Below are 19,958 nucleotides of genomic sequence, written 5' to 3'. Positions count from 1 at the left end.
AAAAAAGGCATGATCTGATATATCAGATCATGCCTTTTTTATGTTTGTGTGTGTTTTTGTTTGTTTTTGGTTTTCTGTTTGTTGTTATGCTTTTGCAAAGATTCGTTAGGTATGTTTGTATTTATAATCAAACATCATATTGAGTCAATAGGAATGCCTATTATAAACCTTTAACTAAACCTTCAAGTGCTTGTTGAATTAAAATCAAAAATGCTACCATGAATCAACACTCCTTTGTCTCAAATAACTACCCGTACTATACAACTTAATTTCTGCTGTTGTATTTCTTAGTACGATGTTATTCTAAACTATAAAGTTACTTTACAGTCAAGGCATTTTAGATTAAATTTAGATGAAGTTTCTATAGAAAATATTTCTACGAAACTAATTCTATAAAAAATCAAAGAAACTATAAGAGACATAAAAGTGCGAACAAGTTTTACCTTTATTTTATTCAATCGGCACCTGGAGCATAGAAAATAATACATCATGCTCCACATCATCAAAAGTGGTATCTAAGAAACATGCATCTACCACATCACCACATACAGTATAACCATGGTCTTGAATCCACTGTAAAAGCTCTTCAAGTTGCGTCATATCATTAGGGCGCCCCGTTTTATACATACAAATATAATTGCCCTCAGGAAGAATAATCTCCTCCGCATCAAAATGACCGCTCTCCGGTGGAATGCGAATATAGCTGCCACCACCATGCAAAGGGTCGCCAGCTAAAACACTGTCCTTCTTGAACAGCATACCATAACTATAAGCAGGCAAAAATTCATGCTCATACAATTCACGCCACAATTCCATGGACGCAAAGTGAATATCATCGCAATCTACCTCATCCGTGCCATTGCCCCAAGGCCAAAAGATAATTTGACGCTCTTGATAATGACGTAAAAAAGGCTCTTCTTGGGGGTGATTCGTAGCGACTACAGCTTCACGATACAAATATAGGCGCTGCTGCAAAGCCAATTGCTTGCGCTCTAATTGCTCTTTCTCCTTAGCTAGCTTAGCGGCTTGCTCCTGAAGAAGCACCACCTCTGAATACAAATCGCGCCCATTTAAATGGGCCTCAATTTCCTTCAAACTAACGCCGAGAGACTTTAAGAAGCAAATCTCGCGGAGCACCGGAATCTGATGCCGACCATAATAGCGATAGCCATTGGACTCGTCCACCACAATGGGCGAAAACAGGCCAATCGAATCATAATAAAGCAATGTGGGACGCGTTAAACTATGAAGCTTCGCCATCTCGCTGATGCTGATTAAATCTTCGCGCATTGGGGGACCTCCATAAAATTATAAACTACTAATACAATTTAACTCTTACGTCAAATTTTAGTTTTTTTCACTATTTACTTGATGCAATTTTATTTAAAAGTGAATATACTTCTTGCGCCGAAGTTGCTTCTTTATATTCAATTCCTTGATTTTTTAACTTCTCAAAAAATTTACGTTGAATTTTTAAAATCTGAGCATCAGACTCTCGCTTTCCACTACCTTCGGCCTTTGTTTCAACAAGTAAATATACCTTTTGTTTATTTGCATTTTCTACCACATATATAAAATCTGGTGTTGTTGTTCCCCCCATATATTTAGGAACTTGAATAGCACGTTTAGGCAATTTACCAAAAGTAATTACATTAGACTCATAATCCCTCTTCAACAAAATTTGTTCTGGATCTGAAGAGTCATATCTAATTGGTGGTGTTTCATATAAATATCTGCTGTTTTCACCAACACTATCATCTTCATATACCCCCAATGCTGTAGCGAGAATATCTTCTTTAAAATCTTGCTTAGATGTATCATAAATAGACGTATTAGCTTGAAAATCTAATTTTTCATAATGATAATATTGTTCATATTTTTCTTCAAATTTAGATTTAAAGTCTCGACTCAAATTGTTTAATGTATCTTCATTTAAGTATCGAGTATCACTCTTATACTTATTTTTAATGGTACTATATAAACTTCTATGAATCTGTACTGGTTTTAATCTCGTTAATCGAGCCAATTTTATAACAAATTCACCATACACCATTCCTGGCAAAATTGTTTGTCCATATTCTAAAGAGTAATTAGATTCTTGGACCCCCATTTTCTGTTCTTTTTTTGTATAAACAACGCTCTCCTTATTGAATTCTACCTTTTTCAAAGTAAAATTATCATCATTATTCATGCAAGCGTCAATTAATTCTTTTAATTCTGTTTCATTCAAACGATCAAACTTAATCATATATCGATTAGAAAACGCTTGCCATAAATCTCGCATCTGATTCCAGTTAGACTTTCTTAATTTAACCCTATCCTTTGTTTTTAAACCACCGTCCGTAATATGTTCTTTCCCAACTCTAGAGTCTTTAAAAACAGCTGGAAACATTGAAACTAATTTATCAAAGCCACCTTCTTTAAAATCATTACTTCGATTAATAATATTAGCATCATCCAATTTTTCTAACAAACTATCCTTCGTTAATGACGTATCTACAGATAATATATGATTAATCAAGTCTTCTGTTAATGTAATTTCATTAAGTTGTACATTAACATCACTATTAACTTGAGATATTAATTTCTGTACAAAATCCTTTTCATCATAGCCAATTAGGAAACTTAATCGACTATCTAATTCAGTTTGTAATAAACGATGACCATTTTCATCAACAGGAAGTCTTAAGCCACGACCAACTTCTTGTATTTTAGAATTTTCACTGCCAGATGTCCTTAATTTGGCAATCACAAATACATTAGGGTTATCCCAGCCTTCACGTAATGTCCATTTAGAGAATAGGAAACGACGTGTTTCCCAATTTCCCTTTTCATCCTTAAAGGATAAAAGCTTCTCTTTATTACGTAAAATATCATCTACTTCAGCTTGAATCGCTTCATCACCACTACCACGATCTTCGCTAAAATATCCTGCATGAACATTTTCTTTTAATTGTGCTAATGTAGCTCTTAAAAAGCTTAAATATTCTTGTTCACGAACAGATGTCTTTTTTGAATATTCCGCTATAAGCGTTTCCACTTTCTCAGTTAATAGTTTTTCAAAGATAGTTTTTAACCAACCATCTTCATCACGATATGATTTTATAGAGTCAATAAAAATCAATGACAATGTTTTTACCTTAGGCTTAGTGGTATTATCTCGCATAAAATTCTTAATTTCTGCAATAAAATGCTTCTCTATTGCATCTCTTAAAATCAACTCTTGATACGAGCTACTCATTGTCGCTGGTATAAAAGCCATTCCCTTTTCTATCTCTAGACCAGTCGATAATAATTTTGCACCTTCATATGTAACATTCCCATCAAAAGGTAATTCATCACCTACTCCATATTCAAATAAAGTATTGCTAAACTTAAGAACTAATTTTTTGGCTGAACAAGAGTCAACAATATATTTATGCTTAGCAGCCTCTTCTGTAACTTTAGGATAATAAATATCAATCCCTTTTACCAATCCCTGATTAAAAGAGCAAATTGCATTCAAATCATATTGCGGCATAGCTCTATAATAATCTTTTGTAACTATTTTATTACGTCCTTTACCTTCAGTTTTTTCAGGAAACGTCGCACCAAACCGAATAATCATTTGCGGATTTAATCCTAATATAGCTTTATAATTTTCATTCCCACTTGAAAAACGATGTGGTTCATCAATTATTACAACTGGTTTTATTGCCTGCAAAGCTTCTATAGGCTTGTCATATCCAGACAATACCGTTTGATTAAACAAGCCTTGACCTTTATTTTTTCCGCTCGTACTAACACCTTTTATATTTTTTGATAAAAGCATTTTATCATTAATAAGAAGTACATGTATTGTATTACTATTTAATTTTGAGCCTTCTAAAAAATCAACTAAATGAGCAGGCATATAGCCCTTCTTACTATTAAAGTCACCAGAGTTAATGACTGATAAATTAATTCTAGTATTTTCATAATACTGACTAAAATGCTGCTTAGCATAATCAGCTTGAATAAAATTTTTCCAGCCTTCTTTAATTGCAGGACTAGGCACCACAACAATAAATTTAAACAAGCCATACTGTTTGTGTAATTCGTACATAGCACGAACACCTACATAAGTTTTTCCTGTGCCCGTTTCCATTTTTATGTCAATATTAGCTTCTAATTCTCTAGACTTTTTTATTAATGGATTACTATACATTAATGAATTTGATTTACTCTGATTTTCTTCCAAGCCTACAAAATTATCTATTATTGCTTTTAATGCTTGTTTTTGATGATCCAACTCTTCTAACAATATTCTCATAACAAGCCCCTTTTAATATCTAATATCCAAATTTATTTTATTATCAAGTTGCTTTAATGCTACTTGTAACTCTGTTTGACTTTCTAATGTAAAAGAATGTCCATAAACTACGATTGTTTGTACTGCTATCTGATTAGTTCCAATTAAATTTACTAATTCTTTTGTATGTTCTGATTTCCACGCATCACTATTCGTTAAAATGTATATCCTTTGATTATTTACATATGGAATTTTTATATCAGATATATCTATCCATTTTACTTCTACATCAAATTTATAGCCATCCCTTACTAGATATGTCCATAAAATCGTATCAAGACCAGTTGCATTCCCCTCAACACCTAACTTTTCACTAGAAAATGGCGTTACAAAATCAGTAGCAAACAAGCTTGACTCTGCTTCATTAAATTCTATTTTATCGAGAACATTTTGATTTACTGATACCACTCGATAATGCTTAAACCCTAAGTCCATATCGACATTGTTGGTGGTACCCCCCCCCGAATCGATTATTTTCGATATGCTTTTCTTAATTCGCTCATAAGCAATTTTATCAATTGACTTATATCCTTCTTTATATGCAATGGAGTCAATCCTGGTTAATTCTGGTATTTGTACTAAAATAAATTGTCTATCACCATTGTCTTTATCATTTAATTGCAATACTGCATCTGCAGTTGAAGCAGAACCTGCAAAAAAATCTAAAACTACCAAATCTTTTCTATCTATAATATTTAGTAAATACTTAATCAACTTAACAGGTTTAGGATTAGAAAATAATCCACTAATCTTAAATAAAGAAAAAATATCTTGACTTCCACTTTGATTAATAGGGTCTAGAATTAAATTAGAGTATGCTTGCCCTCTACGTTCTCGTATATTTCCATCATTATCAACATTTTGATAAACTTTATATTTAATAGTATATTTAGACCCTTTACTCTTATTCGACTCAACAAATTCTAAAAATTTATTTTTTAGTCCCCAATTGACCTTTTCTTTTCCCCACTTCCAAATCCAACCATCATTTTCAAACTCTGATCTTCCATTTGGATAAATAATACCACCATCTGGAGCCTCTATAGGATAATTCATAGAGTCAGAATAATTTAATCCTCCTCGATCTAATGTATCATAATAAAATTTGCCCCGGGTTTCTGTAAACTCATCAACTTGATTATACCTTGATGTTTTTATAGCTGCTTCATTTCTCCCCCAAATTTTATTAGTAAAAGCTATTTCATAATTTTTAGTATATAAATATATCGATTCCGTAATTACAGCTATATCTTTTGCATCATTAGCACCCGTTTTTTTACGCCAATCAAACTTAGCAACAAAATTTGATTCTCCTAATATCTCATCCATCAATAATTTAAGATTTGCTTGCTCATTATCATCAATAGAAACAAATATTACCCCCGTATCTTTGAGTAGCTTTTTAGCTAAATATAATCTCGGATACATAAAGGTAAGCCAAGCACTATGAGTTGCTTTTCCTTGAATTGATTTTAATCTAGCTAATTCATTCTCATTCAAATTGAACATTGCTTGTAACTGTTCATCACTATATTCAAATTTATCCGGATAAACAAAGCCATCTGATCCTGTATTATACGGTGGATCTATATATATACAGTCTATACTATTTTCATAGTTATTTTGTAAATGCCGAAGTACTTCTAAATTATCACCAGTAAAAAATAAATTTTTACTATCTTTATTCTCCGCTTTCTGATTATGTACATTATCAGGAACAATCACTGTCGTCGAATATTCCCCGGCTTGCTTTCTTGCATAATTTTTACCAATAAAATCAAGTTGGTAGCCGCTAGTTAACTCATTAATATTGTTTTCTTTTAAAGCATTTTTCAATTTTTCTAAATCAAATGTTCCTGCTTCTACTATATTTCCTTCTTCATCTAATTTGTCTGCTGTGAAAAATTGAGGTAATTTTTCTTTTAGCTCTTTTAAAAATGCTGTATTCGATTTAACCTCTTTATTTTTTTCCATATTATCTCGTATCATAAGTCAACCTTTTATACCATACAGTATTAATATCTCGTTATCAAATTAACAGACAGGTCTAATTGCTTCAAAGCAGTTTCTAATTCTCTGTATGCTTCTCCTGCCAATGTATGTCCATACACTACAATAGACTGAACAACAATGTTATTACATCCTAATTGATTAATTAAAGATTTAGTTTCTTCTGTTCCCCAATCTTCTGTAAATAAATATAATCTTTGCTTATTAATATAAGGAACTTTAACCATATTAAATTCTTTATATTCAATTTTTGTATCAAAAGAATATCCATCTTTAACTAGATTAGTCCATAATATTGTATCCCAACCAGTTGCTTCCCCTTTAACACCTAACTCAGAACTAGAAAAAGGTGTTACAAGATTTTCATCACCAAACAACTTTTCGCTAATTTCATCAAGCTCTAAAGACTCTAATATTTGAGTCCTAGGCGGCACAACATAATAGTGTTGATAATTCAAGTCTACGCAACCAACCGCGGCCCCCTCCGACCTATCAATAATTTTCGATTTACTCTTATCTAAGCGGGCTTGTGTAATTTCATCAATCGTTTTATATCCATCTTTATAAGCTGCAGAGTCAACTTTAGTTTTTTCTGGCAACTGAACTAAAATATATTGGCGATTCCCTTCATCTTCTGCATTTAACTGCATCACAGCTTCAGCTGTTGTACCAGAACCAGCAAAGAAATCCATTATAACAGAATTTGAATTTCCATATAACTGCAAGCAACGTTTTATTAACTCTACTGGTTTTGGGTAATCAAAATATGCCTTTCCGTCAAATAAATCTTTCAAATACTTTGTAGCATCTTGCGAATGCCCCACATCAGTATACTTCCAAACAGTCATAGGTGTAATGCCTTGCTTAACCTCTGTTAGAAATCGTTTTAGTGCTGGAACATTTCCACCATGCACACCAAACCAAATTCTATTGTCGCTTACATATTCTTTATATGTTTCTTTATTCAATCTCCATGAATATCCACTTGGCGGCATAACTCTTCTTCCACTTGGTGTAACAATCTCATAAATATTAGACTCAATTGCAGGCCCCACAGATAAATTGTCCGCCTTCCATACACCTCTCGGATCATTATCGGGATTACTATATCTATCATTAGCAGCTTCACTTCTTGGAAGACCATTACATACTGCTAAATTAATATTTTTAGCATAACAAAGGATGTAATCATGACTGGTAGAAAAATGCTTCTTCAAATTTACTGGAGCATATGCACGCTCCCATATAATTTGAGTCAAAAATCCATCTTCACCAAAGATTTCATCCATTAATAGTCGTAAATTCCCATCTTCATGGTCATCAATTGAAACAAAAATAACACCTGTATCTTTAAGTAGTTTTTTAGCTAAATACAATCGAGGATACATAAATGTTAACCATGCACTATGCGTCGCTTTACCTTGAATTGACTTTAATCGTGCTAATTCACTCTCATTCAAATCAAACATGGCTTGTAACTTTTCATCAGTATACTCAAATGTATCTGGATATATAAAACCATCACTCCCCGTATTATAAGGAGGATCTATATATATAACATCTACACTATTTTCATAGTTATTTTGTAAGTGACGCAATACTTCAAGATTATCCCCTGTAAAAAATAAATTTTTACTATGCTGATTTTCCTTTTTATTGTTATGAGTCATATCAGGACAAATAACTGTAACAGACGCCTCTCCAGCCTGCTTTTTAGCATAATTTTTACCTATAAAATCAAGCTGATATCCGTCTATAAATTCATGAATATTATTTCTTTGCAATTCATTTTGAAATTTAGTTAAATCAAAGCTTGCTTCTTCAATAATAGTTCCATGTTCATCAATCTTCTCTGGCTTAAAAAAAGCTGGAAGTTTCTTTCTTAATTCTTCTAAAAAAGCTGTATTAGATTCAATCTTTTTATTTTTTTCAATTGCATCTCGTAACATAAAATAATCCTTTTTTAATTCTTGTTAATAACGAGTAATAAGATTTATAGAACAATCTAACTGTTTTAATGCTACCTCTAACTCTCTAAATGTCTCCCCTGCTAATGTATGACCATATATCACGATAGATTGAACAGCAATTTTATTACAACCTAATTGATTAACTAAAGCTTTTGTTTCTAAGGTATTCCATTCTTCCGTCAAAAGATATAACCTTTGTTTATTTACATAAGGCACTTTAACACTACCGAAATTCTTATACTCTATCTCTACATCAAACTTATATCCATCTTTAACTAAATAGGTTCTTAAAATTGTATCCCATCCTGTAGCATCGCCCTTTATGCCCAAAGCCTTACTAGAAAAAGGAGTTACCATATCATCGCCAAATAGTTTATCTCCAGCAGACTCAAATTCAATCTTTTCAATTAAATTATCTTTAAGCGGCATTACATAATAATGTTGATAGCCCAAATCTAGGCAGCCAACTGCGGTTGCCCCCCCCCCATCGATAATTTTCGATTTAGTCTTATCTAAGCGAGCTTGTGTAATTTCATCAATAGTCTGATAGCCATCTTTATAGGCTACAGAACTTTCTTTTATTTTTTCTGGAAATTGTACCAAAATATATTGGCGATTTCCTTTGTCTTCTGTATTTAACTGCATCACAGCTTCAGCCGTTGTTCCCGAACCAGCAAAAAAGTCCATTATAACAGAATTAGAATCGCCATATAACTCTAAACAACGCTTTATTAACGGCACTGGTTTCGGATAATCAAAATATGCTTTTCCATCAAACAAATCTTTCAAATACTTTGTAGCATCTTGAGAATGACCAACTTCACTATGTTTCCAGATAGTCATCGGCGTAATACCTTCCTTAACCTCGCTTAAAAAACGCTTTATACGTGGCACGCCATTTCCATCTTTACCAAACCAAATTCTGTTATCCACTACATATTTTTCAAATGTTTTTTCATCTAACCGCCATGAATAGCCACTCGGTGGTAAGACGACTCTTCCACTGGGTGTAATAATTTCATAAATATTAGCTTCATTCGCAGGGCCAACGGAAAGATCACTTGATTGCCACACACCTCTAGAATCATTATCAGGATTACTATATCTATCATTAGCCTCTTCACTTCTTGGTAATCCATTACATACTGCTAAATTAATATTTTTAGCATAACAGAGGATATAATCATGACTAGTCGAAAAATGTTTCTTCAGATTTACCGGTGAATATGCTCGCTCCCATATAATTTGCGACAAAAATCCATCTTCACCAAATATTTCATCCATTAGTAGGCGCAAATTACCATCTTCATGGTCATCAATAGATACAAAAATAACTCCGGTATCTTTAAGTAGTTTCTTAGCTAAGTACAATCGTGGATACATAAATGTTAACCATGCACTATGAGTTGCTTTTCCCTGAATCGATTTTAACCGTGCTAACTCACCCTCAGTTAGATTAAACATAGTTTGTAATTGGACATCAGTATATTCAAACTCATCAGGATATATAAATCCATCACTGCCTGTATTATAAGGCGGATCAATATATATAATATCGATACTGTTCTCATAGTTATTTTGCAAATGACGTAATACGTCAAGATTATCACCTGAAAATAATAAGTTTTTACTTTTTTTATTCTCTATTACTTCATTATGATTTTTGTCAGGAGTAATCACTGTAAGTGATTGTTCGCCAGCCTGCCGCTTAGCGTAATTCTTGCCTACAAAATCTAAATGATAACCATTTTTTATTTCATCTACATTTTGTTCTCTAAGAGCATCTAGAAATTTTTGAGTATCAAAATATCCTTTATTAATCACATTGCCATTTTCATCTTCTTCATAGCCTACATAAAACGCTGGTAAAAGTTTCCTCAATTCTTCAGAAAATGCTGTATTAGGTCTTACACCCTTATTGTACAAAATATTATCTTTAATCATTGTTTTGCCCCACTATTCAACACGTTATTTGTTCTTATTTTAACATATAATTATATCATTAATAAAACAATTAATCATAGATACTATTGGATACTCTGTCACTCCACATCCCCCTCAATATCATCCTGTGTAAATCCAAATATTTCATCCACTTCTTATTGACTAACTAATTTACTCTCATCAAAATTCTCTAATCGTTGCAAAGCTTCTTCGAGTAGCCATTCATCAATACTGTCTTCGGTTATATTTTTAGAGGTATTGTTAATAATATTGTCTAACTTATTAGTTTTAATATCCTACTTACTTTTCATCTTCATACCTCCTCCCGCTACAACAAAACGCCTAGTATTCACATACTAAGCGTTTTATTTTTACCCTATATAACTTTCAAGTTTTCAAGTCTACAGCGTATCCTTCAACTCAATGCTACTTCCATCAAAGAAGGTAATTTTTCTAATTTCAAAGTCCATTGGTGTATTGTCTTTAAAGTCAAAGTATAATAAGCGATCATCTTCATCGCTGCTATTTAGTCGATAGGAATTGCCCCAAGGGCCATTATCACCAGTTTTTTGAATATTGCTATGGAATACTACAGTCTTTTCAATGATACGTTTATATTCGCCCACACCTTTAATCGTCACCGCTATTTCAATATCTTTTACTGGCTTTTCCATAGTCGTAATTTGGGCACTATAGTACAAGTATGGATACATTGCCGTCCGGTTTAAAAATAGTCTCAATCTATCCATGGATACATATTTATTAATTTCCGCTTTAATTGGCGCATTCACTTCATCTAATTTCGCTTGATACGCATCATAATATGTATTCCATACCTCTTCTACATTGGCAATAGAGTCAATCGTCCAATAACCATCGGCCATTTTGCTCATTTCAAAAACAACTTCTACTTCCTTGCCAAAGCTTTCTAAATTATACACAACAGTCGCTTCTGCATGTTTGCCAGACTTTTCAATAGATTTTATTTCTTTATATTTGAAATTTTCAAAGAAGTTCGTATTAAAATTAAAGCTGTCCTGTTTACCCTTTTTATCTGCTTCTGTTTTCTTGCCACGCACAAGATTCTCTATATTCTTGCTTACATTGGCTGTATCAGCTTTAATCTCATCTTTATGTTCTCTAAATAAAGCATCTACCGCTTTGCTATTACCATCTTCAAATTGATAGCGTAAAGTCCCTCTAATAACTCCCATATACATATCATCTGCGACTTGATCCACATCAACGTATTTTTCAAACGCATCCCAATCATGCTTCTCAATCGCTGCCCCAACTTGTTTCAAAGAATATGTAGGCGTTTGCTTATAATATAAATATCCGCCAACGGCACCCACAATAAGCACAACAATAGCAATAATAGCTATAATTAAGCCTGTTTTCTTATTATTCCCTTGAGGTGGTGGCATCATTGGACCTGGCTGCCCCATCCCTCCATTAGGCTGTATTGGCCCTTCATTAGGGGCCATAGGACCGACATTAGGATTCATAGGCGCCCCATTAGGATTGACTGGTCCACCTTGATTCATAGGAGCTCCTGCACCATTTACATTAGTTTGTTCGTTCATCATTTCACCTCGTACTAACACATCATTACTCACACATTACAACTCTCACATCATTACAAACATAGTTCATACACACAACTACACACTAACAATTAAAAAATATCGGCCTCACTTAATTTTGTTGCTACTTCTAATTCAGTACCGTCACCAAACACGACGCGCCTAATTTTAAATGACACCTTAACATCATTAAAATTATTCATATTCGCTTCCTTAAGCTTTTCATACTCATCAGAGGATTCGCTTAATCGATCAGAATAATAATATGTCCGTGTACTATTGGTCATAGCAATATTCGTATTTTGAAGCACCGCTGGCACACGCAAGACTTCGTTCTTGTTTGGTCCAAGTCCTTCAAACATAATATCCCCATCAATCGTGCTGATAGATTGTTCGCCAATAGTCACCGGTATATTCACTTGTAAATACGGATAAATAGGAGCATATGCAGTTTGTCCCATACGGCGCAAGGTAGCCTTTACATCGCCAATTTTTACAGCCTCATCAATGGCCTCTTGGGTCGGTTTATTCATATCAGCCAATTTCTCCTGCGCTGCCTCATAAAACTCTTCCCCGATTTTCTCCGCATTAGAAATAGACATAACTTCCCAGGTACCATTCTCTAACTGAACCATTTCAAGCATGACGATAACATTTAAATTTAATTTATTTTGCTTTAACAAAATTTGCGCTATTGCCTCGTCGCCATGTCTACTTACATCGAGCACTTCTACAAAATCAAAGGCTTTATATATCCGCCCTACAAGGGCCTCTTCAAAAGGAGTGCTAGTGTCATCGGAAGGAATTTTCTTATTGCGAAGTGTATCTTCTATTGCTAGCTCCACATTCTTAGACGTTTCTCTAAACCCTGGACTAAGATAAATTCTGTGCTTATCGATGTGATCAAGGTATGTAAATCTATCTGAATAGCCTATCATGGCTACCATAGTCACAATATCCTCTGATACTTGCTCCACATCGACATGAGCATCAAAACTATGCCAATCATGCTCCTTAATCGATTGCCCCAACAATTTCAACGAATACGTCGGCGTCCGCTTATAGTACCAATAACCACCAGCAGCACCACCAATAATAACTACGATGAGAATAGCCACTATAGCAAGCATCGTGTTTCGCTTCTGTCCCATCCCTAAACCTCCTGCCTAATGTGCATGTTTTATTTCATTATACCTTTAAGTTATGTCTCTGTAAAATACATACTAATCATACAAAATAGTTTGCATTTTTCATCGTCTCACACCTATTGACACAAACATTTGTTTGTAATATTATTTTATTACAAAGTTATTCCGTTTATTTGTTCGATTTATTTTGAAATATTTTTTATTTATTAGAATATATTCATGTTTATTTTCTATTTATTTTTTATTTATTTTTTATCTATTTTCATATTTATATTTATCTTTAGTTTTACTCGCCGTCTAAGCCCTAGCCAATTGAGGAATGTACCATGATTAATTATGACCTAGAGCCCAAATCAGATATTGCGTTTATCGACATGAAGTCCTTCTACGCCAGTGTAGAATGTATTGAGCGCGGTCTTCATCCCCTGACCACGTCTCTCTGTGTCATGAGTCGTGCCGATAATGCTAGCGGTCTCATTTTGGCCTCCTCGCCCACCTTTAAAAAGGTTTTTGGACGGCAAAATGTAAGCCGTGCCTATGATCTGCCATTTGATGTAACTACGCGCAAATTCAATTACAAGCGCGCCTTACAGCAAAAATTACCCTTAACGCCGCAATATGTAAAATACATTGAAGACTGGGCCAAGCGCACTCTCTTTGTACCTCCACGCATGAGTGTATATATTTTAAAAAATCTTGAAGTGCAACGCATTTTTCACAAATACGCAGCGCCTGAAGATATTTGCCCCTATTCCATTGATGAGGGCTTCATCGATTTGACTCAATCACTAAATTATTTTCTCCCTAAACCGCAAATGAGCCGCAAGGAAAAACTCGATATTCTGTCTGCTAAAATTCAGCATGATATTTGGCAAACTACAGGGATTTATTCTACTGTAGGCATGTCCAATGCCAATCCTCTCTTAGCTAAACTGGCCCTCGACAATGAAGCAAAGACTACGGAGACCATGCGCGCCAACTGGTCATATGAAGATGTGCCAACAAAATTGTGGGCTCTGCCTAAACTCACTGACTTTTGGGGCATTGGCCGTCGCACAGCAGACCATTTAAATCGTCTTCACATTTACTCAATTAAGGAGTTAGCCCATAGCAATCCTGATATCTTACAGCGCGAGATGGGCATTATAGGCGTTCAGCTTTGGTTTCATGCGCATGGCGTAGATGAGAGCAATGTACATGCGCCCTATCGGCCGCAGTCAAAAGGCATTGGCAATTCGCAGATTTTACCGCGCAATTATGAGGCGCAACATGAAATCGAGCTACTCCTCGCGGAAATGGCCGAGCAAGTAGCCATACGCCTTAGAAAAACGCATCAACTAGCGCAATGTGTTTCTATTTATATTGGCTTTTCTAAAAATGTATTACAATCGCCCATTCAGGCGCAAATGAAAATTCCGCCCTCACAACTAACCGATGAGCTAGTCACTTATGTGAAGACCTTATTTCGCAAACATTATAAAGGCGGTGCCGTCCGTCAAATTGCGGTGCGCTATTCTAAGCTAAGTAGCGATGAATATCGCATTACCTCCTTATTCGAAGATGCCGAAGCAGTAGAAAAGACTTACCAACTCCAACGCGCTATTGATCGCATTCGCGAGCAATATGGCTTTGTTTCCATTCAAAAAGGAAGCTCCTTGCTCTCCTATTCCCGTGCGATTAAGAGGAGTCGTCTTATTGGTGGTCACTCCGCAGGCGGCCTGGATGGCCTAACATAATTCGTCTAAAATCATAGTCTTAGGAGTCTCTATATGCTTAAACGTCTCTATCTGCCCTATCATTCGGCGCGTACCTATCGCGACCGCGGCATGGCCAAGTGGATGGGCTTTTTTATCTCTGACCATGTCTCAGCCCTCCAAGAAAACGATGTAACTATTGAATTTGCTGAGGAAACAAGCACTGATGAAATCCTCAAATGGCTCAGCCAGATTTATATTCAGCAACTTACTATGACCTATCATGTAAAAAGTAAAAAAGGGATATATATACTAAAAGGTCGTATCCGAGAACTTACGTTAGAGTATATGTTGTTAGAAGTTGAATTAACTGATTCAAGCCAAGGAGCGGATTCATCATCTATAGCCGCGACTAAATCTACCTATGAACGAATCGAAATCAATCACATTATCAAATTATGCAAAGGAGGTGATGACGATGCGTTCTAATTCGCATTCCAAGCCATTTCAACAAAATGAACTACAATTTGCCTATTTTACAGATAATTATCTACAATTTGAAGCCGATTTTTATCAATATTCCGCCTTGCATATCCCCTTGACCTTCCTTACCGATGATATTTTACACAGCATGGCGGAAGCTCAATCAAATTATTTTAAATTGAACAAAGAAAATGCTAAGGACCATCGCGCCCATTACTTCTTTTTTACCTTACAAAGTGTGAAATCAACACCGCTAATTCGTCAGTATATCTATGTAGGACATTCCTTTAATGATACTTGGCCCATACCCTCTAGACCATAATCCTCAAACAAGAAATGAAATCAAGCATAAAAAAGGAGATGCCTCCTAGGGAGCATCTCCTTTAATTTACTTTAATTTGGCTTAATTCAGTTTAATTTGTCTTAATTTACTTCAATTTATCTTAATTTAGTTTAATCAAGTTTAATCAAGTTTAGTCTAATATTTTAGTTTAATTTAGCTTTCTTTGCGACTTAATACTAACTCCATAAACTAACTCTATAAACGATCTCTATAAATAATCTCCATAAACTAACTCATAGACTCTGACACAACGTCCTGGTCATTGAGCCAATAATATTCTACTAATTTTACACTTATATATCCTAGGAATAGGCCTATAATAATGCCACCTAAAATATCTGTTGGATAATGCACTGTTAAATACAATCTAGAGAAGGCCATAACAACAGCGGCCAACAAAATAATATAACGGCCTTTCAATCGATGCATCATAGCTACGGCTACAGCGGCAAAGGATGACCAAGTATGTCCTGACGGAAATGAATATCCCGTTGGTGGCTTAATCACTAAATGAAAGGATGGATCTACTAAGAATGGACGCAAACGACCTACCATTGGTTTTATAGCAAAATGGCAAATTACCATTCCCATAATCAATGCCAGAAGCATTGCCATACCTACTGTTCTATATTCCTTAGTAAGGGACAAGCCAATACCTAAGGCTAACCATATAGCTCCGCTATTCCCTAATTTAGTAAACCACGCCATACCTAAATCTAACCAAGGCGCATGTAAATATTGAACAATCATATGCAATATAGATAAGTCCATTTGTGTAATCCAATCCATTAATCTACCTCTCATTCTTAACTCTAAACATTATGTTAACATTTTTACATCTTGAAAAACTTTTACTTTTTGAAAGCTTTTATACTCTAAGAACCTTTTACCTCTTGAAAACTTTTACATCGTTTAAACTTTTACCTTTTGAAAAAGCTTCAAGCCTTAGCACTATTTAATTCTTTTCCAATAATCGTTTATAACTTTTCTCCATTAATACCGCCCCTATTGGGGTAGTAATAACAATGGCCAATACAGCAGCAGTTAAAATAAGATGTCCGCTGCTTAAGCCCATAGTAAGGGGAATACCGCCAATGGCCGCCTGTACAGAGGCTTTAGGCCAGTAGGACACAATCGTATATAAACGTTCCTTTTTATTCAATTGCGAGCCACTCACGCTGAGCAGTACACCGAGAGAGCGTGCTCCTAAGCCTAAGGCTAAGAGCAAGACTAATGTAGCCCCTGCCATCGCAATATACGGAATATTAATAGCAGCCCCAACAAGTACGAAGAGCAAAATTTCTGTAGGTCCCCATAAAACAGAAATACTCTTTGAAATATGCTCACCCACATCTACCTGACTCAAGGTTCGCACCAAAGTTGCCATCACCATAACGGCTAATAACCCCGATGTAGGCACCCAATGACCTAAATAGGTCCCCAAATTCATGAGGCCTACCGATAGCCCCACTAAAACAATACCGGCGCTCATAATATTAGTAGGCTTCCATATGGTGAATAAACGCCAACCCATATAGCCGGCTACAGCCCCTAGCAACAGTCCCATAGCTATGGCAATAGGAAATTCCTCTACGACTTGCCATAATGTCATGTTTCCATTGATAAAATCAAGCAATACACCAAATATGGTAACTACAATAATATCATCTAAGGCAGAGCCTGCTAACAGAAGCTGCGGCACACCTTTTTTAACGCCATATTTTTCTTTGATTAGCTCAGTCATGCGATAAACCACCACGGCTGGTGATACGGCACATACAACAGCACCAAAGAGAAATCCTTCCACCCAAGATAGCTGAAAGAGCCAATGACTCAAACTGGCTAGCGTAACAATCTCTAAAGCGGATGGCAAGAATGCCATACCAACTACGGGGCGCCCTAAGCTTTTAATATCTGTAATGCGTAGCGATAAACCAGCTTTGAGTAAAATGACTAGCAAAGCTAAGGTGCGAAACTCGCCACTTACGCTCAGTAATTCATCGCTTAAGAGCTGAAAGCCCATAGGCCCTAATAAAATCCCTGCCACAATCATTCCTATAATACGCGGTATGCGTAACAAATTGGCAGTATAAGAAAAAAGCATACCACCTAAGAAAATATATGTCAATGAAAGTAACATACAATGCCTCCCAACAAGCCCTTGATTATTTAACCGATTCCACTACCATCAAGAGCCCTTGCTCCACTGAAATAGTAGCTGTTCCCTGCCATTCATTACTGACGCCTAGAGGGAATATATTCGTTAAACTTGCTTGTTCCACTTCATATTTTGTGCCCTCTATGGTAACCCCTTCACAATGATCGCTAAGGGCCAAAACTGATAAAGCACGATTCGCTTTAGGAGGTAGCACTACAGTGTGATTCTTAAAAATATACACAGTCTGTGCTGTACTATGCAAAGTGACTATAGCCCCTTCACTGGCAGCAAAGCTGGCTGCTTGTATATTGCCCCACAAATGATCAAAGCGACCGCCAAAGGCGCAATACATATAAATCTGTGTAAAGCCTTCATTTATCACATAACGCAATGCTGCCAAAGTATCCGTATCATCTTTTTCAACAGGCAATTGCAACACCTTTATATGCTCCGGAATAACCCCTTCATAAGAGTCAAAATCCCCCACCAATAAATCCGGTGTAATCCCTGCCTCTTGGGCATATGCATAGCCTTTATCACAGGCGATAACAAAATCCGCCTCATCTATATAATCAAAACAATCTTTAGTACCGCCTAAAATGATGGCACAAATCTTTTCCATACGAGAACCCCTTTACAAACAATGTTCAATTATACTTTCTGTTTATGAACTCATGGTTAATTCATACATATAGTATACATGCTACTATCTATATAGTATAAAGGTTTTGCCCCATTTGTAAAATTATAAATGCCCTGTGCCGCATTATAAAAAAATCGCACTATTAAAATGCAACCATTTTAACAGTGCGACTCAGCAAGGATCTTATTCAGTTTCTTTTGTTTATATTTACTTTATTTTTGAATCCAACGATTATCAAAACTAAAACGACCAGGCCCTACTAAGAAGAGCATAATAGCACCAAACATCATTTGTGAAGGATAGTCCCATTTAAAGAATCCATGGCCTAAATCAACCATAGTCGCTACCAATAATGTGCCCGCTACAAGCAAAGTGCCAAGACGCGTAAATAAACCAAGAATAATTAGTAAACCGCCAATGAGTTCAGCACTAGCTGCCATCGTACCAAGGAATAAATATCCTCCAGTAATGCCAAATTGACCTAACATAGAACCTACACCATATAGCATTTGTTCGCCACCAGCAAATTTAAAATAGCCATGCGCCATCATAGATAAGCCTAATACAATACGGTAGAACAATAAACCAGAATCTTTAAAGTTAAAATTAAATAATAATTGTTTCATACTACACCACTCCTTCTAATTCTATTACAAACAGCGTAGTTTTATTTGTAATAGTTTACTTCATACTTTTACTAAGGTTCTCTATACTTTATAACTAGTAACCCCATTTATTACATGTTGTATTATATCGAGAATCTTCTCATTCGTCAAGAACTAAATCTATTTTTTTAGATATATTATTTCCCAACTACACTAATGCGCATTTGCACATGTTTACCAGCCTCAGCTTCATCCACCATAGCAATGGCATAGTCAGCATAACTTACCACGCTCTCCCCTTTATCATTGAGGGTAAATTCTTCGCCACTTAAGATATATTCTCCAGTGCGAGCACCATCAGCTTGAAAATCTGCAGTGGGGCTCACAAAAGTCCATTTTACATCCTCACGTTTGCGCAATGCTACGAGTTCATCTGCTTGTGCTTTTGCCAATGGGTAATAGGCTTCAGGAAAATCTGGTGTATTGAGTAATTGCATAGTATGTTCTTTATTTACATACAAGCTACCAGCCCCCACCTACTACAAGTAAACGCGTCTCACTACCAGATACAAGATCTGCTAGGTGCATCAAAGATTTTGTATGAAGATCTAATGTGTCTGGTGCAAAAGTACCAAAAGCATCAACAACTACATCAAAGCCTTTTACATCGTCCTTAGTCAATTCAAAAATATCTTTTTGCACAAAATTCTTTGCCTCTGATTGGTTGGCACTGCGTGCAAAGCCAACTACTTCGTGACCACGGCTAAGTGCCTCTGCTACAACTAATTTACCTACTTTACCATTTGAACTTACTACTGCAATTTTCATTTTAATTCCTCCATCATTCAATATCAAAGTTTTATCTTTTATCTAGTTACCTATGTATACACGCCCTATCGATCCTCAACTTGTAACTCTAGTAATTACATTTTGTATTTTACACACTTCTACATGTAATGTCAATAGTTACATTTTAAATTTTGTAAAAAAAGACGCTAGCTTAGCTAGCGTCCTATAATAAATATTTAATTATCATATAGTTAT

16 protein-coding genes are annotated in these 19,958 nt (G+C 35.4%); 3 read left to right on the top strand and 13 right to left on the bottom strand.

Annotated features, from left to right (window positions below; genetic code table 11):
• Nucleotides 1–450 precede the first annotated feature (450 nt).
• The 7 genes from QZR90_RS07775 to QZR90_RS07745 form a co-directional block, all read right to left on the bottom strand.
• Nucleotides 451–1,290: a MerR family transcriptional regulator gene (locus QZR90_RS07775; RefSeq protein ID WP_295790486.1), complete on the bottom strand. Its 840-nt coding sequence runs from the start codon at nt 1,288–1,290 to the stop codon at nt 451–453.
• A gap of 70 nt (nt 1,291–1,360) precedes the next feature.
• Nucleotides 1,361–4,291 (bottom strand): type III restriction-modification system endonuclease, encoded by a 2,931-nt coding sequence (locus QZR90_RS07770; protein WP_295790485.1) that lies wholly within the window; start codon nt 4,289–4,291, stop codon nt 1,361–1,363.
• 12 nt (nt 4,292–4,303) lie between these two features.
• Nucleotides 4,304–6,304, bottom strand: coding sequence for a site-specific DNA-methyltransferase (locus QZR90_RS07765; protein WP_295790483.1), 2,001 nt, complete (start codon nt 6,302–6,304; stop codon nt 4,304–4,306).
• Between the two features lie 41 nt (nt 6,305–6,345).
• Nucleotides 6,346–8,289 (bottom strand): site-specific DNA-methyltransferase, encoded by a 1,944-nt coding sequence (locus QZR90_RS07760; RefSeq protein ID WP_295790481.1) that lies wholly within the window; start codon nt 8,287–8,289, stop codon nt 6,346–6,348.
• A 24-nt stretch (nt 8,290–8,313) separates the two neighbouring features.
• A complete protein-coding gene (locus QZR90_RS07755; protein ID WP_295790480.1) occupies nt 8,314–10,254 on the bottom strand; it encodes a site-specific DNA-methyltransferase in 1,941 nt (646 codons plus the stop codon).
• Nucleotides 10,255–10,655: 401 nt separating this feature from the next.
• Entirely contained in the window at nt 10,656–11,873 is a 1,218-nt protein-coding gene (locus tag QZR90_RS07750) for a hypothetical protein (protein ID WP_295790478.1), read from the bottom strand.
• A 59-nt stretch (nt 11,874–11,932) separates the two neighbouring features.
• Nucleotides 11,933–12,991 (bottom strand): hypothetical protein, encoded by a 1,059-nt coding sequence (locus QZR90_RS07745; RefSeq protein ID WP_295790476.1) that lies wholly within the window; start codon nt 12,989–12,991, stop codon nt 11,933–11,935.
• A 323-nt stretch (nt 12,992–13,314) separates the two neighbouring features.
• Between QZR90_RS07745 and QZR90_RS09410 the strand changes: the two genes are divergently transcribed.
• Genes QZR90_RS09410 through QZR90_RS07725 form a run of 3 tightly spaced genes read left to right on the top strand, consistent with a single transcriptional unit; the run spans nt 13,315 to nt 15,487 of the window.
• Entirely contained in the window at nt 13,315–14,724 is a 1,410-nt protein-coding gene (locus QZR90_RS09410; protein WP_366208662.1) for a Y-family DNA polymerase, read from the top strand.
• Nucleotides 14,725–14,757: 33 nt separating this feature from the next.
• Nucleotides 14,758–15,171, top strand: a complete 414-nt coding sequence (locus QZR90_RS07730; protein ID WP_295790473.1) for a hypothetical protein — start codon at nt 14,758–14,760, stop codon at nt 15,169–15,171.
• Complete coding sequence (locus QZR90_RS07725) at nt 15,161–15,487, top strand: DUF5960 family protein (RefSeq protein WP_295790472.1); 327 nt, start codon at nt 15,161–15,163, stop codon at nt 15,485–15,487. Before QZR90_RS07730 ends, QZR90_RS07725 begins: the two co-directional genes overlap by 11 nt.
• A gap of 249 nt (nt 15,488–15,736) precedes the next feature.
• Here QZR90_RS07725 and QZR90_RS07720 read toward each other — a convergent pair whose 3' ends face one another.
• The 6 genes from QZR90_RS07720 to QZR90_RS07695 all read right to left on the bottom strand — a co-directional run bounded on the left by QZR90_RS07720 (nt 15,737) and on the right by QZR90_RS07695 (nt 19,742).
• Nucleotides 15,737–16,297: a phosphatase PAP2 family protein gene (locus QZR90_RS07720; RefSeq protein ID WP_295790470.1), complete on the bottom strand. Its 561-nt coding sequence runs from the start codon at nt 16,295–16,297 to the stop codon at nt 15,737–15,739.
• 166 nt (nt 16,298–16,463) lie between these two features.
• Nucleotides 16,464–17,648: a sodium:proton antiporter gene (locus tag QZR90_RS07715; protein WP_295790467.1), complete on the bottom strand. Its 1,185-nt coding sequence runs from the start codon at nt 17,646–17,648 to the stop codon at nt 16,464–16,466.
• A gap of 25 nt (nt 17,649–17,673) precedes the next feature.
• Complete coding sequence (locus QZR90_RS07710; RefSeq protein WP_295790466.1) at nt 17,674–18,288, bottom strand: thiamine diphosphokinase; 615 nt, start codon at nt 18,286–18,288, stop codon at nt 17,674–17,676.
• 233 nt (nt 18,289–18,521) lie between these two features.
• Nucleotides 18,522–18,935: a DoxX family protein gene (locus tag QZR90_RS07705; protein ID WP_295790465.1), complete on the bottom strand. Its 414-nt coding sequence runs from the start codon at nt 18,933–18,935 to the stop codon at nt 18,522–18,524.
• A gap of 176 nt (nt 18,936–19,111) precedes the next feature.
• Nucleotides 19,112–19,435, bottom strand: coding sequence for an NAD(P)-dependent oxidoreductase (locus QZR90_RS07700; RefSeq protein WP_295790463.1), 324 nt, complete (start codon nt 19,433–19,435; stop codon nt 19,112–19,114).
• A 1-nt stretch (nt 19,436) separates the two neighbouring features.
• The gene (locus QZR90_RS07695; RefSeq protein ID WP_295790462.1) at nt 19,437–19,742 is read right to left on the bottom strand and encodes an NAD(P)-dependent oxidoreductase; all 306 of its coding nucleotides are present in this window, start codon (nt 19,740–19,742) and stop codon (nt 19,437–19,439) included.
• Between the last annotated feature and the right edge of the window lie 216 nt (nt 19,743–19,958).

This window comes from uncultured Veillonella sp. (assembly GCF_900545795.1).
Taxonomy (GTDB): Bacteria; Bacillota; Negativicutes; order Veillonellales; family Veillonellaceae; genus Veillonella_A.
This window is presented reverse-complemented; position numbering and strand designations above follow the sequence as displayed.

What these genes read in the sequence shown, in the direction of transcription:
- QZR90_RS07725 (WP_295790472.1), top strand. Translation starts at nt 15,161, where the DNA reads ATGCGTTCTAATTCGCATTCCAAGCCATTTCAACAAAATGAACTACAA.
- QZR90_RS07775 (WP_295790486.1), bottom strand. Translation starts at nt 1,290, where the DNA reads ATGCGCGAAGATTTAATCAGCATCAGCGAGATGGCGAAGCTTCATAGT.
- QZR90_RS07720 (WP_295790470.1), bottom strand. Translation starts at nt 16,297, where the DNA reads ATGGATTGGATTACACAAATGGACTTATCTATATTGCATATGATTGTT.
- QZR90_RS07760 (WP_295790481.1), bottom strand. Translation starts at nt 8,289, where the DNA reads ATGTTACGAGATGCAATTGAAAAAAATAAAAAGATTGAATCTAATACA.
- QZR90_RS07755 (WP_295790480.1), bottom strand. Translation starts at nt 10,254, where the DNA reads ATGATTAAAGATAATATTTTGTACAATAAGGGTGTAAGACCTAATACA.
- QZR90_RS07730 (WP_295790473.1), top strand. Translation starts at nt 14,758, where the DNA reads ATGCTTAAACGTCTCTATCTGCCCTATCATTCGGCGCGTACCTATCGC.
- QZR90_RS09410 (WP_366208662.1), top strand. Translation starts at nt 13,315, where the DNA reads ATGATTAATTATGACCTAGAGCCCAAATCAGATATTGCGTTTATCGAC.
- QZR90_RS07705 (WP_295790465.1), bottom strand. Translation starts at nt 18,935, where the DNA reads ATGAAACAATTATTATTTAATTTTAACTTTAAAGATTCTGGTTTATTG.
- QZR90_RS07715 (WP_295790467.1), bottom strand. Translation starts at nt 17,648, where the DNA reads ATGTTACTTTCATTGACATATATTTTCTTAGGTGGTATGCTTTTTTCT.
- QZR90_RS07765 (WP_295790483.1), bottom strand. Translation starts at nt 6,304, where the DNA reads ATGGAAAAAAATAAAGAGGTTAAATCGAATACAGCATTTTTAAAAGAG.
- QZR90_RS07770 (WP_295790485.1), bottom strand. Translation starts at nt 4,291, where the DNA reads ATGAGAATATTGTTAGAAGAGTTGGATCATCAAAAACAAGCATTAAAA.
- QZR90_RS07695 (WP_295790462.1), bottom strand. Translation starts at nt 19,742, where the DNA reads ATGAAAATTGCAGTAGTAAGTTCAAATGGTAAAGTAGGTAAATTAGTT.
- QZR90_RS07710 (WP_295790466.1), bottom strand. Translation starts at nt 18,288, where the DNA reads ATGGAAAAGATTTGTGCCATCATTTTAGGCGGTACTAAAGATTGTTTT.
- QZR90_RS07745 (WP_295790476.1), bottom strand. Translation starts at nt 12,991, where the DNA reads ATGGGACAGAAGCGAAACACGATGCTTGCTATAGTGGCTATTCTCATC.